The following is a 13,744-nucleotide window of genomic DNA, read 5'->3' on the forward strand; positions in this document are numbered from 1 at the left end:
ACCCGCTCGCTTGGCCTACAACACCGTACTGACGGATCGGGCGTGGGCGACGAACGGGCCGATCACGATCCGGTGATCGGCCCGCGGACGGGGCGTCGGGCGAGGATCAGTCGAAGAGGTGGACGCGCGCCTCCCAGGGACGCAGCGGGGCGAGCACCCGTTCGGGTTCGGGGTGGTTGCCGATGAGCATCCGCCCACCGGTGCCCACAGCGTCCTCCGACAGTTCCACCGGGGCCGTCTCCCCACTCCAGTTGGCCAACACCAGCAGGGTCCGACCGTCGAGGGTGCGGGTGTAGGCGAACACCCGGGGGTCGTCCTCCAGCAGCGGCGTGTAGCGACCGTGCACGATGATCGGGTGCTCCTTGCGCAGCTCGATCAGGCGCCGATAGTGGTGGAAGATCGAGTCGGGGTCGGCGACGGCCGCCTCCGCGTTGATCTCGGTGTGGTTGTCGTTGACCCCGATCCACGGCGTTCCGTCGGTGAAACCGGCCTGCGCCGAGGCGTCCCACTGCATGGGGGTGCGGGCGTTGTCCCGGCTCATCCGGGCGATCCCCGCCATCGCCTTCTCGGAGTCGACCCGCCCGGTCGCCACCATGGTGCGGTGGTGGTTGAGGGTCTCCAGGTCCCGGTGGTCGGTGATGTCGGAGAAGCGGGCGTTGGTCATGCCCAGTTCCTCGCCCTGGTAGACGTACGGGGTGCCCTGCATCATGTGCAGGGTAGTGGCCAGGGCCTTGGCCGACTCCACCCGGTACTTCCCGTCGTCGCCGTAACGCGAGACCGACCGCGGCTGATCGTGGTTGTTGAAGTAGAGGCTGTTCCAGCCCACGTCGCCCAGGCCGGTCTGCCAGCGGCTCAGTGAGGCCTTGAACTCGACCAGGTCCAGTGGACGCGGATCGAACTTGCCGCCGGGGCCGTGGTCGAGGTCCACGTGTTCGAACTGGAACACCATGTTCAGTTCTCGGTTGATGGGGTTGGTGTGGACACGGGCCTGTTCCACGCTCACCGCGGGCATCTCACCGACGGTGAGCACGTCGCGGCCGTCGAACACCTCCCGGTGCATCTCGTGCAGGAACTCGTGCAGGCGGGGTCCGTTGATGGCGTGGTCGGCGAAGATCCCGTAGTCGCCGATCACCGGGCCGTCGGGCAGCTTCGGGTTCTTGGAGACGAAGTTGATGACGTCCATGCGGAAACCGTCGGCGCCTCGGTCCAACCACCACCGGGCGACCTCGTGCACGGCCGACCGCACCTTCGGGTTCTCCCAGTTCAGGTCGGGTTGGGAGGGACTGAACAGGTGCAGGTAGTACTCGTCACGGCCCGGATCATGGGTCCAGGCCGACCCGGAGAACACCGAACCCCAGTTGTTGGGCGGACCGCCCTTGGTCCCGGGACGCCAGAGGTAGAAGTCGTCCTTGCCGGGGTCCCCGGCGCGGGACGCCTCGAACCAGGGGTGCCGATCGCTGGTGTGGTTGACCACCAGGTCCATCACCAGGCGCATGCCGCGCTCGTGCAATCCCTCGCGGAGCCGGTCCCAGTCCTGGAGGGTGCCGAATCGCGGGTCGATGTCGGTGTAGTCGCTGATGTCGTACCCGTTGTCGTCCCACGGGGAGGGATACACCGGGGACAGCCACACCACGTCCACCCCCAGCCGCTTCAGGTAGTCGAGTCTGTCGATGATCCCGGGCAGGTCCCCGATCCCGTCACCGTTGCTGTCGTTGAAGCTGCTCGGGTAGATCTGGTAGACGACGCTGGACTTCCACCACTCGGCACCGGCCTCGGGCATGGGCTTCCTCCCCCACTGGACGTTGCGACCATTCAATCGGTCCGACCGCCCGAACGGGAGGGGAACGGCCACCCGGAACGAGAATCCGGTTGAAGCGGGTGGCCCACCGGGGATATCCCGGGCGAGACCATTCAGGCGGTAGGAGGACCCATGTGTCTGCACGGAACCGGTGAGACCGTTCGTTCGCGTACGGGAGGGGCCGCGCCCGACCCCACGCCGACGCGGCCCTCGGGTGCGCGTTCGTGGCCCGGCGGGTTCGGGCGGGTGGTGGACCTCAGCCACACCATCTCCCCCGACATGCCGTCCTGGGACGAGGTGAAACCGGCCCGTGAGACGTTGAGCCCGCCCGCCCCGGAGGGTGGGTTCGGGTTCTACCTGCAGCGTTGGAGCCTGACCGAGCACACCGGGACCCACCTGGACGCGCCCGGACACGTGATCGGCGGCGGGCGACTGGTGCCCGACATCGCACCCGAGGAACTCGTCGTGCCGGCGGTGGTGCTGGACATCCGGGAGCGCGCGGCGGAGGATCCCGACACCACGGTGGGGGTGGACGACGTGCTCGTGTTCGAGCGCGAACACGGGCCGATCCCCGAGGGCACGGCGGTGTTGATGTGTTCGGGGTGGAGCTCCAGGTGGGCCGAGGGCGACGCGGCGGTGCGGGGCCTGGACGAGGACGGTGCCTGGCACTTCCCCGGCTTCTCGCCACAGGTGTGCGAGTTCTTGGTGGAGCGACGCTCGGTGGCCGGTTTCGGGGTGGACACCTTGAGCAGCGACCCGGGGAACTCGACCGACTTCCCCGCCCACGAGGCGATCGGCCGCGCCGACCGGTGGGGGCTGGAGGCGCTGACGGGGTTGGACCGGTTGCCGCCCGTGGGCGCGACGCTCACGGTGGGGGTGCTGCCCGGTCTGGACGCTTCGGGCGGGCCCAGCCGGGTGCTCGCGCTGTGGTGAGACGGTCGATCGGCTCGGGACGGTCGGTTCCCGCGACCGTTCAGTTCCGGGGTCCGGGGATCTTCGGATCGGGGGTCCACTCCAGCAGCATGATGGTCGCGTCGTCGGTGAAACCACCGCGCTGGTGGGTGTGGATCGAATGGATCAACCGGCGCAGCGTCTCCGGTGCGGGCTCGTCGGCGGAGGTCGCCCTGGTGACGAAGTCGGCGAAGCGCTCCAGACCGAACATGCGCCCGTCGGTGGCGTGCGCCTCGATGACACCGTCGGTGTAGAGCAGCACCTGGTCTCCTGGTTCCAGGGCCATCCGATGGACGGTGCGCGAAGTGCTGTCGGAGACGACCCCGTTGAGACCGAGCGGCAGTTCGGGCGGACGGTCCATGGCCCCGGGGATCAGGCGCCTGCCCCGGATGAGCAAGGGGGCCGGGTGCGCGCAGTTGGCCCAGGTGAACAGTCCGGTGGACAGATTCAGGTCTGCGAAGACCGCCGTGCAGAATCGTTCGGGCAGCCAGTCGATGAGCGCCTTCTCCACGCCGGCGGTGAGTTCGCCCGGCTCGGCTCCGTTACGGCGGGCGCTGCGAGCACCGGCCATGGCCACCGACGCGGTCAGTCCGGAGGCGAGGTCGTGACCCATCGCGTCGAGGATGACGGCGTGCAGGGTGTCACGGGTGATGGAGTGGTCGAAGGCGTCGCCGCCCAGTTCGTAGGCGGGTTCGAGGACCGCGGTGGAGACCCCGCGTGCGGTGCCGAGGGTGCGCGGTGGAAGGAAGGCGCGCAGCATCTCGGTGCGCAACCGCACCGGCCGGGCTCGTGTGCGGCGGACGTAGGTGTCGCTGTAGGCGCGCTTGGACGTGATGACCAGGGCCAGTAGCGCGGCCAGGGCCTGACAGCGGCGGAGGGTGGGTTCGTCCAGCCTGGAGGTGCGGACGTGCAGGACCCCGATGCGGTCGGCGCCGTCCTTGAGGGGAAGCCAGAGGCTGAGTTGGTCCTCCCCGCCCTCGGCCAGCCGCAGGGTGTCGTTCCGGTAGGCCTCCCCGGCGACGGTGGTGTCGATGTCGAGGATGGGCCCGCCGGTGAGCGGCACCAGCAGGTGTTGTTGCAGGTCGACGAGGTGAACGGTGATCTTGTCGAGCCCGATGGCGGTGCCGTAGCGGTTCGCGATCTCCAGGACTTCGATGGGCCCGCACGCGTGCACGGACCTGACCAGTTCCTCGAAGAGGAGTTCGCCCTCGCCGAGCGGAATCACATCGTCCACGCCTTCACCTCCCGGAACATTCAGTGTCACACCGGAACGTTTCGTCACCCGGTGTTCCCGATCGCGTGTCCTTGAGCGGTTCAAAGGCGTACACCCCGAAGGAAGTCAACCTTGATTGACTTCTCGACGAAGTCAACCTAAGTTGACTCACAGGGGGTTCGAGGCCACCCCCGACACCGGAAGGGAACATCATGAACGTCGCCTTCGCCGGCCACGATCCACACGAGGACCCGGGCTCGTTCGACGAGGACCACGCGGAATGAGCGTTCGCTCAGCCCTCGGTCGCCCCACCCGCCCGCACGACGTCGGCGGCGAAGGCGGCCACCGCGTGACCCGCGCCCCGCCCCTCGGCCCGAGCGATGATCCGGCCGCCTTCGACCGACAGCGCGGACTCGGTCCCTTCGCCCGGATCGACCACGCCGGCCGCGGCGGCGACGCCGGACTCCAACACGATCCGCGCCCGGGTCCACGCCCGGAGAGGGAAGGCCCGGGACAGGTGACCTCGCAACTCGGCGACGACCAGCCGGACCAGCGGCAGGAGTTCGCCCGGATCATCGGTGACCGGGACCAGGGTGACCGGCACACCCTCGGGCGCGGCGCGCAGGGCCTCCTCCAACGCCTCCAGACGGTGCGGACCGAGCACCACCACGATCCCGGTGTCCACCGTCACCGATGCGCGGGTCAGCAGGTCGAACCCGGTGGGGGCCTCCCAGGGCTCGTTCGCGGCCCGGGCGGGTGGGACGTGGGCGATGTGCGGCAGCGGCCAGGCGTCCTCCAGGGCGAGCCCGGCCAGGTGCTCACAGGCGCGGATGACCGTGAAGGGGTCGGTGAAGCCGGGTGCCGCGGCGGCGAGCCGCTCGGCCCCGTGCAGCGTGGTGAGCACGCTCTGCGCCACCCGGACGCGGCGCCCGCCCGGGTCCAGGTGCTCCAGGGCGATACCGAGCAGGACCGACTCCAGCATGGTGAGACGGGCGAAGGTCGCGCTCACCCGGGCGTCGGCGGTGATCTCGGCCATGGCGTCGGCGCCCGCGCGTTCGTCGCCGCCGATGGGCAGTCGGGCCACCCAGGAGCGGGCGAAGTCGCCCAGGGCCCGTTCGATGGTGGTGGCGTCGACCTTCCCCGGCGGGGCCTCTTCGGCGGCCTGGGCCAAGGCGGCGAAGTACAGGGCGCGCTTACCCGGGAAGTTGGAGTAGACGGCCCCGCGGGTGAGTTCGGCGCGCGCGGCGATGCGGTCGATGCCGGTGCCACGGAAGCCGTGTTCGGCGAACTCCTCGCGGGCCGCGGCGAGCACCTTCGCCCGATTGTGTTCCTGCTGCTGCGCCCTGTTGAGCCGAACCATCGTCCTCCTAGCCGCGGTGTGCCACCCATCCTACGTTGAGATACCGCCAACACTCGGATACCTTGACCATCCAGATGATGACATCATTTTAAGTGGAACACTGCTGCGAAAGCGAGTGAGGCACACCATGACCGACTACGCCTTCCAAGCCCGGGGGCTGGTGAAACGGTTCGGGAAGACGACCGCGCTGGCCGGGGTGGACCTGTCCGCCCGCCCCGGTTCGGTCCTCGGCGTCCTGGGCCCCAACGGAGCGGGCAAGACCACCGCCATCCGGATCCTGGCCACCCTCGCCCGCCCCGACGAGGGCGCCGCCACCGTCGGCGGACACGACGTCGTCCGCGAGGCGGCCCGAGTGCGCCGACTGATCGGGCTCACCGGGCAGGGCTCCATGCTCGACGAGGAGCTGACCGGCACGGCCAACCTGGTCCTGATCGGCCGACTCCTGGACCTGGGCAAGACCGGGGCCACCGACCGGGCCCATCAACTCCTCGAACGCTTCGAACTCACCGACGCCGCCCGGCGCCCGGTCACCACCTACTCCGGAGGGATGCGACGCCGGCTGGACCTGGCGGCCTCGCTCGTGGGCCGACCCCACGTGGTCTTCCTCGACGAACCCTCGGTCGGCCTGGACCCGGGTAAACGCGAGGAACTGTGGCGCATGGTCCGCGAACTCACCGCCGAGGGCACCACCGTCCTGCTCACCACCCAGTATTTGGAGGAGGCCGACGCGCTGGCCGACGCCATCGCCGTGATCGACCACGGCCGGGTGATCGCCGACGGCACCCCGGCCGAGCTCAAACGCGTGGTCGGCGGTCAGGCCGTCTCGCTGCGCCCCACCGACCCCACCCGGGTTCCGACCGCCGCCCTGGCCATGGAACGGGTCACCGGACGCGCGCCCGACCACACGGGCGGCCACACCCTGACCGTCCCGGTCGATGGCGACGCCACCGCCTGGGAACTGGCCCGTGCCCTGCGAGAGGCGGACATACGGGTCACCGAGTTCTCCCTGCGCCTGCCGAGCCTGGACGAGGTGTTCTTCGCCCTGACCGGCGCCTCTCGCGACACCCACGAGGAGGAGACCGCATGAGCGCCCCCACCATGCCCCGACGACCGGCCGCCCCGGCCCGGCCCGCCGCCCTGCTCCGCCACGGCATCGTGCTGGCCCGACGGAGCCTGGCCAAGTCCCTGCGCAACCCGGGAAGCCTGGTCAACGGGGTGATGACCCCGGCGATCTTCATGGTCCTGTTCGTGTACCTGTTCGGCGGCTCGGTGTCCGGATCCACCGACGCCTATCTGCAATACCTGTTCCCCGGGGTGCTGGTGATGGGCGCGGGCATCGCCGGGATGCTCTCCTCCGGGCTCACCATCAACATCGACATGAAGAAGGGTGTCTACGACCGGTTCCGCAGCCTGCCCATCGGTCGCTCCACGCCACTGCTCGGTTCGGTCCTGGCCGACCTGGTCCGGTACGTGATCACCGTGCTGATCCTGTTCGCCATCGGGTTCCTCATGGGCTTCCGGGTGGAGACCGACGCGGTTTCGGCGATCGCCGCCTCCGCCCTGGCGATCGGCTTCGGGTTCGCGCTGAGCTGGGTGATGGTGTTCCTCGGGGTGCTCATGCGCGACGAGACCGCTGTCATGGCGTTCACCTTCATCGCGATCCTGCCGCTGCTCCTGGGCACCAGCATGGCGGCGCCGGTGGAGACCCTGCCCGACTGGCTGCGGAGCTGGGCGGGGATCAACCCGGTCACCCACGTCATGGACGCCGCCCGCGCCCTGCTGACGGGTACGCCGGTCGGGGACACCGTCACCTGGACGCTGGCCTGGTCGGCGGGGCTGATCGCGGTGTTCGCCCCACTGTCGGTGTGGGCGTTCAACCGCCAACGCTGACCCCGCTGTTTTCCCGTTCGGTGCGCCCACACCGACCGGGAAAGCCCTCCCTCCACCTCGTCTCAACATCTAGAGTGGCCGAACGGCAAGGGTTGTGGCCGCTAAGGCGTCGACACGAGGATGGTGGGACAGGGGTGGTCCGTGAGTACGGCGGCGATCACATCGACCTGAGCGGCGCAGAGGTCGGCCGCGACCTCATCGGCAAGGTGGAGCACCACTACCACCACCCCGTTGCGGCAAGGAAGCCCCCGCTCGGCAAGCCCCTGGGCGACCTGTCGCCCGCGGACGCCCACACCTTCGAGGTGCACGAGGTCGCAGATCCCACCGGCGGCGACGAGCTTCCACCACTGCCGCCCTACCTTTACCGCCCCGACGTCGACGACCCACTACGCGCGGCCGTGCGCGATGCACAGAACACGAGCGGTCTGGTGCTGCTGGTGGGCGGTTCGTCGGTGGGCAAGACGCGTGCCTGCTGGGAAGCGGTCCACGCCGAACTCCCCGCGGAGTGGCGGCTGTGGCATCCACTGACGCCCACCCGCACCGAGGCCCTGCAGGAGGCCCTGCGGGCGGATCGGGTCACGCCCCACACGGTGGTGTGGCTCAACGAGGCCCAGTTGTACCTACGTCAACCGGAGGTACTGGAGGCGCTCCAGGGGTTGCTCGCCGACGCGTCGCGCGGACCCGTCCTGGTCCTGGGTTCACTGTGGCCGGAGTACTGGCGGGAGCTGCACGACGAGGCCTCCACCGGCAGGGAGGGCCGCCATCTGCTGGATCGGGCACGCGACATCATCGTCCCGGGCTCCTTCACCTCGGCCGAGCTCCACGCCAATGTGGATCTCTCCAGTACCGACCGTCGGCTGCTCTGGGCGCTCAGGGAAGGAGACGAAGGACAGGTCACCCAAGCGCTCTCCGGTGCGCTGGACCTGCTCCGCCGTTACCGGCACGGCACCCCGGCCGAACGCGCGGTCCTGGAGGTCGCCATGGACGTCTCCCGCTCGACCGAGTACGTCTACCACCTCTCCCCGAGGTTTCTCCGGGCCGCCGCCCCCGGGTACCTGTCCCCCACCGAACGCTCACGGTTGTCTCGGAACTGGTTCACCACCGTGCTCAGGAGCCTGACCAGGCGCGGACCGGGAACACCCGGACCGCTGATGCCGTCGAGCATCAAGAAGAGAGTTTTCGTCCTTCCCGACTACCTGAGTGAGTACGGGCTCAAGCAACGTCGTCACCTGTGCCCACCGACCTCGCTGTGGGAGGCGCTGAGCAGACCCGAAGGCAAGAGCGTCGTCAAACTCGCTCCATTCGTGCAAGCGGCCGAGGACCGACTACTCCTACGTCACGCGGACGCGATCCTCCGCAACGACACACCCACAAGGTTCATATCGAGAGAGCGAGGCGAGGTGCTGGAGCGGCGGGCACGACTGCGCACGCGCGCCGGCGACCTCGCGACCGCCGAACGCCTGGCCACAGACGCCGCCCTATCCGGCCGTCCCGACGCCCTGCTGGAACTGGTCGATGCCACAGACCGCCCCGAATACACCCTGGCCGCCTTCGTTCTACTCCAACAGACCGAGGGCATCGAATGGGTCGTCGAGGAGATCACCCTTCGCTTCCCCACTGCTTCAGAGGAGGGGAAGTGCGCCCTGGTGGGAGCTCTCCACCAGGGCGCGGGGGCCGATGGGCTATTGGCCCTGGTCGAGCTACTGCGACCGCTCCGTGACCGAGCGGGGATCCGACTGTGCATGGAACACATCGATCCGGACGAGGCCGAGACCGCCGAAGCCGAGCAGTCCGTGTGGGAAGCCGATCGGGATCGACGGATCGGCCAGGCGATCGAACACGCGAAGGCCTTCTACCTCGATCCTCTGAACGAGCTGTTGTCGGAGGAATCCCATCCACTGCACCTGATGCTACGGGGTGAAATCGCCCGACGATGCGTGTCCGCTGGGCTCATCGAACCGATTCTGCAACCGATGGCCCCCTTCCGGGGCCCGAGTAGTCCCCACACCTACGAGGGATGGCCGACGCATCCCGAATTCATCGAGGCCCTCGCCGAGTCCGGGGATCCGGAAGTCCTCCGCGAGATCACCAAGGCCGCGCTCTCAGCCAAGGACCTGGACTCCGGTGCCCGCTTCCTCGAACTCGCCGTCCAGGCCGGCACCAGGGTGTGGGATCTCCTCTCGAGCTTGGAATCGCTGGCGGTCTCCGGCCGCACGGAGGTGGTCGAACGACTCCTGAATGACCTCGACGACTCCCTGACCCGAGAGCTCGCGCTGCGTCTTCGCCTACGCCGTGGGGACCTGGCGGGAGCCGAACGCCTGGCGTTCCCAGAAGGCGGCACGGGGGCATCCGACCGTGAGGACCGGCTCCACCTCACGGAGGTTCAGAGGATCCTCATCCGATACCTGAGACGTCGGGGGGACACGGCCACCGCGGAACACCTGGCGCGCCGGTCCGTGGAGCATAACGAGAACCCACAGGTTGTACGCATCCTGGCGGAAATCCTCACGGAGCAGGGGTACCGTGCGGAGGCGATCGATGTACTGGCCGCCGACGATCTCGATGAGGTGGCGTTGGAGGAGATCGTCGGCTGCCTACTGACCGAACCGGCGGCGGTCGAGGCGGCGGAACGTATGCGTCGTCCCGGGGCCCCTTGGTGGAACGGGCCGCTCTTGTGCTTCCTGGCATGGGCGGCGAAGGCCGCGGGAGACGACGAACGTGCCCGGGTCCTGTGGCCCCGGAATGGTGAGTTCATCGACGAAGCGCTCCTGCGCTATCTGCACCGTTTCACCCCACCCGCGTCCTGGGAAGAGGGGCGCGAAGGCGAGGACTCCCAGCGGGAGACAACAGGGGAGTTGGCCCGTCACCTCAGGGACGGCACACCGATCACTCTGGCCCGCCACCTGGCCGCGCGGGTCGGTGGTGTCCCCGGTTTCACCCACGGGGTAGGGACGGCCTCGGACCGCCCTGCCGGCCACCCCCGGACGTTCATGTTCGGGACAGAGGAACACCACCACGGACACCTGGGCATCCTCCTGGCCTGGACCTCCCACCTGTACCGGAACCAAGGAGAGCCGGCGGCCGCCAACGAGTTGGAGGAGTTGTCGCTGCGCGTCAGCGGCTCGGGGGCCGTCCCTTCCCTGGTGCGCGGATACCTGAACTCGGGAGAGCACGCCAGGGTGCCCGCCCTGCTGGGATTTCTCGGTGCGGAAGTCGCAGACTTGAGGGGCGCCTTCGAACGTTCCGAATTCACATGGGGTAGGCCGAGGACCCTCTTGCGCTCCCGCCTTCGCTCCTACCATTGGCGCGCGCAAGGACATGCCCAGCGCGTTCTGGTCCACGTGGTGCGAGCGGGTGCGATGCACTTGGCCGAAGACGTCGTCGATTCATTCGCCGAGACCCCCGCCTCAGAGTTCCCCCAGGACATCCGGTTCATGTCCGACGCCATATCCCCGGTGGATCCGCTCTTGGAGGCCGCTCGCCCGGACCTGGCCCTGCTCTCGGTCCGGTGGTTACGTGAACACCAGTGCTATGGCTCATGGTCCGAACAGGCCGAAGAGTTGGAGCTCGAAGGCGACTGGGCCAACGCCGCCCGTTTCCATGAGCTGTCCCTCGGGCATGGCACCGGTCCGGAACGAGTCGCCGCCCTACGTGCCGCGGCCGGCCTCGAGGGCCCACCCGACGCCTCCGCGCCGGCCGCGTTATTAGAGCACTACGTCCATCTCGAAGAGGAAAAGGGGGACCATCGTGAGGCCGAACGAATAGCCCGGGCCGGGGCCACCACAGGTCGCGGCTCCATCTTGAGAGGCCTGGCCCACCGCCGGATCGAGCGTGGCGACGACCCGGAATACTGGCGCACCATGCTCACACGAGGGCTGACCCCGGACGGGGACCTGGAGTCGGACTGGTGTGAGACCACGGAGGCACGTGGGGACTTGCGTCCCATGGTCGTGCACAGTTGTTTCTCGAGCCTCGTCCCCCGGCGGGACGCCCCGGTCGGGTTCGAGACCGGCCTGGTCTTCGGGCCCTACGCGTTCAACTTGGTCCACTGCTTCGTCCCGCTCTTCTTCTTAATGTCCGCTCCCATCCGATTCGAGACGTTCGTCCTGACTACCGGCGGTGTATCACTGTCTCTAGCCCTGGCGCTCCTACCGTGGCTGACCGCGAAGGCCCGTCGACGATGGCCGCTGAGTCTTCGGGCCTTTCCCGGCCTCCTACTCGGTACCGCTTTCTGGGGTCCCGCTGCGGCCGGGGTACTCTCCGCGGCCCTCGCGGAACGACGATCTCGGGCCCGCGACCTGGTGACCGTGGTGACCGCGCCCCTGTCCCTGTTCACCGCGAGCGCTTTCTCGGTGTTCTCGTTCTGGCTGGATCCCCTTGGCGCAGCCGTCATGAGCTTGAGCACGGTGTACACGTTCCTGGCCTTGGCCTACCGAAGTCACAGAAAGAACCACCGGCGCTACCTGGCGGGCCTGCGAGTCCCGGGCTGACCGACCTCCGCCGACCACAAGGGCACGAAAGGAACCGACATGGACCTCAAGCACCACCACGTCGAGGTGAACGGGCTGCGGTTGCACGTGGCCGAGCAGGGTGAGGGACCGCTGGTCCTGCTGCTGCACGGATTCCCGGAGAGCTGGTACTCCTGGCGACACCAGTTCGCCCCGCTGGCGGAGGCCGGTTACCGGGTGGCCGCCCCCGACCAGCGCGGCTACGCGCGCAGCGACCGGGCCGCGAGCGTGGACGAATACTCCCTGCCACACCTGGTCGGGGACGTCACCGCGCTGATCACCGCGTTGGGCGCCGAGGACGCCGTGGTCGTGGGACACGACTGGGGCGCGCCGGTCGCGTGGACCACCGCCCTGCTCCGCCCCGACCTGGTGCGCGGCGTGGTCGGGTTGAGCGTCCCTCCGCTCCCGCCGGCGGGCATGCCATCGATCGAGTCCTCCCGTGCGATCTACGGGGACCGTTACTACCAGGCCTACTTCCAGGAGCCCGGCCGTGCCGACGCCGAACTGGCCGCGGACCCGGCCGCCACGCTGCGCCGGATACTGGTCACCGCCTCCGGTGACGGCCCCTCCCCCGAGCCCGTGCCGTGGATCGTCCCCGAGGGGGCGACCGTGGTGGAGTCCCTGCCCGAACCTTCCGAGCTGCCCGCCTGGTTGACCGCCGAGGACCTGGCGGTCTTCACCGAGGACTACTCGGCGCCCGACGCCTTCACCGGGCCGCTGAACTGGTATCGCAACATCGACCGCAACCAGGGGCTGATGGCGGCGTTCCAGGGGCTGCGGATCGAGGTGCCTGCGCTGTACATGGTGGGTGACAGGGACATGGTCACCGCCCTGAAGGGGGTGCCGGAACTGCGGGAGGCACTGCCGCACATCGTGCCGAAGCTGCGCGACGACATCACCCTGCCGGGTTGTGGCCACTGGACCCAGCAGGAGCGGCCCGAGGAAGTCGACGCGGCCCTGTTGGACTTCCTCCGCTCAATCTAAGCCCTCGCTTATATAAGCACATGTTGATATTATGCGCTTATGCACGCCTTCGACGTACTCGGGGATCCGGTCAGGCGCCGCCTGCTGGAACTGCTCGCCGACGGGGAACTCAGCTCGGGCGAGCTGACCAAGGTGGTCCGTGAGGAGTTCGGGATCAGCCAGCCCGCCGTCTCCCAGCACCTGCGGGTGTTGCGGGAGAGCGGGCTGGCGACCGTGCGAGCCGAGGGCACCCGGCGGTTGTACGCGGTCGACACCGAGGCCCTGCGCCCGGTGGACGCCTGGTTGGACCCGTTCCGACGTTTCTGGGCGCCGCGGCTGGCCGCTCTGGAGACCGAGATCGCCCGGGGCAAGCGACAGCACCGTATGGAGGGGGAAGACGATGGGTGAGTACGAGGACCTGGACGTGGACGCTCAGATCGAGGCGGTCACGCGCGGGTTGGAGACCCGTGACCGGGAGGGCCGACGAACGCTGGTGTCGGTGATCTCCCAGCGCTACGACACGACCGTCGAGGACCTGTGGGACGCCTGCACCTCGACCGAACGCCTCCCCCGCTGGTTCGCCCCGGTCGCGGGCGACCTGCGTCTGGGCGGCGCCTACCGGATCGAGGGCAACGCGAGCGGCGTCATCGAGGCCTGCGAGCCGCCCCGGTCCTTCGACGCCACGTGGGAGTTCGGGGGTGACGTCAGCTGGATCTCGGTGCGGGTCGATCCCGACAGCGAGGGCGCGCGTCTGACCCTGGAACACACCGCCGACGCCGAGAAGGTGGAGGCGTTCTGGGAACGGTTCGGACCGGGCGCGACCGGTGTGGGCTGGGACCTGGCGTTCATCGGTCTGGCCGCGCACCTGGGCACCGACATCGACTCCCCGGTGGAGGCCGACGGCTGGGAGACCACCAAGCAGGGCCGCAGGTTCATCACCGACAGCAGCGCCGCCTGGGCCGAGGCGGGGATCGCCTCGGGCACCCCTCGCGAACAGGCCGAGGCCGCCCGGGACCGCACCACCGCGTTCTTCCTGGGTGAGGCCCCCGAAGCGGAGTGAG

10 protein-coding genes are annotated in these 13,744 nt (G+C 69.0%); 7 read left to right on the top strand and 3 right to left on the bottom strand.

Features of this window, described 5'->3' with window-relative positions; translation table 11 throughout:
- Positions 1-106: 106 nt before the first annotated feature.
- Positions 107-1,780, bottom strand: a complete 1,674-nt coding sequence (locus ACWGSK_RS14980) for a glycoside hydrolase family 13 protein (RefSeq protein WP_358515378.1) — start codon at positions 1,778-1,780, stop codon at positions 107-109.
- Positions 1,781-1,930: 150 nt separating this feature from the next.
- On the opposite strand from ACWGSK_RS14980, the gene ACWGSK_RS14985 reads away from it, so the two are divergent.
- Positions 1,931-2,731, top strand: coding sequence for a cyclase family protein (locus ACWGSK_RS14985; RefSeq protein WP_358515375.1), 801 nt, complete (start codon positions 1,931-1,933; stop codon positions 2,729-2,731).
- Between the two features lie 40 nt (positions 2,732-2,771).
- Here ACWGSK_RS14985 and ACWGSK_RS14990 read toward each other — a convergent pair whose 3' ends face one another.
- Together ACWGSK_RS14990 and ACWGSK_RS14995 are read right to left on the bottom strand one after the other, a co-directional pair.
- A complete protein-coding gene (locus ACWGSK_RS14990) occupies positions 2,772-3,983 on the bottom strand; it encodes a PP2C family protein-serine/threonine phosphatase (RefSeq protein WP_452456042.1) in 1,212 nt (403 codons plus the stop codon).
- A 271-nt stretch (positions 3,984-4,254) separates the two neighbouring features.
- Entirely contained in the window at positions 4,255-5,322 is a 1,068-nt protein-coding gene (locus ACWGSK_RS14995; RefSeq protein ID WP_452456043.1) for a TetR/AcrR family transcriptional regulator, read from the bottom strand.
- A gap of 127 nt (positions 5,323-5,449) precedes the next feature.
- Between ACWGSK_RS14995 and ACWGSK_RS15000 the strand changes: the two genes are divergently transcribed.
- The 6 genes from ACWGSK_RS15000 (at position 5,450) to ACWGSK_RS15025 (ending at position 13,743) form a co-directional block, all read left to right on the top strand.
- Positions 5,450-6,409 carry an ATP-binding cassette domain-containing protein gene (locus ACWGSK_RS15000; RefSeq protein ID WP_358515367.1) on the top strand — a complete coding sequence of 320 codons (960 nt, stop codon included), beginning with the start codon at positions 5,450-5,452 and terminating at the stop codon, positions 6,407-6,409.
- Complete coding sequence (locus tag ACWGSK_RS15005; protein WP_452456044.1) at positions 6,406-7,212, top strand: ABC transporter permease; 807 nt, start codon at positions 6,406-6,408, stop codon at positions 7,210-7,212. The genes ACWGSK_RS15000 and ACWGSK_RS15005 overlap by 4 nt, the downstream gene beginning before the upstream one ends.
- 134 nt (positions 7,213-7,346) lie before the next feature.
- Positions 7,347-11,702, top strand: a complete 4,356-nt coding sequence (locus tag ACWGSK_RS15010; protein ID WP_452456045.1) for a hypothetical protein — start codon at positions 7,347-7,349, stop codon at positions 11,700-11,702.
- A gap of 39 nt (positions 11,703-11,741) precedes the next feature.
- Entirely contained in the window at positions 11,742-12,704 is a 963-nt protein-coding gene (locus tag ACWGSK_RS15015; RefSeq protein ID WP_358513196.1) for an alpha/beta fold hydrolase, read from the top strand.
- Positions 12,705-12,743: 39 nt separating this feature from the next.
- Positions 12,744-13,091 (top strand): ArsR/SmtB family transcription factor, encoded by a 348-nt coding sequence (locus tag ACWGSK_RS15020; RefSeq protein ID WP_358513194.1) that lies wholly within the window; start codon positions 12,744-12,746, stop codon positions 13,089-13,091.
- Positions 13,084-13,743 carry an SRPBCC family protein gene (locus ACWGSK_RS15025; protein WP_452456046.1) on the top strand — a complete coding sequence of 220 codons (660 nt, stop codon included), beginning with the start codon at positions 13,084-13,086 and terminating at the stop codon, positions 13,741-13,743. Before ACWGSK_RS15020 ends, ACWGSK_RS15025 begins: the two co-directional genes overlap by 8 nt.
- Position 13,744 lies beyond the last annotated feature (1 nt).

It is taken from the genome of Nocardiopsis sp. NPDC055551 (assembly GCF_053619415.1).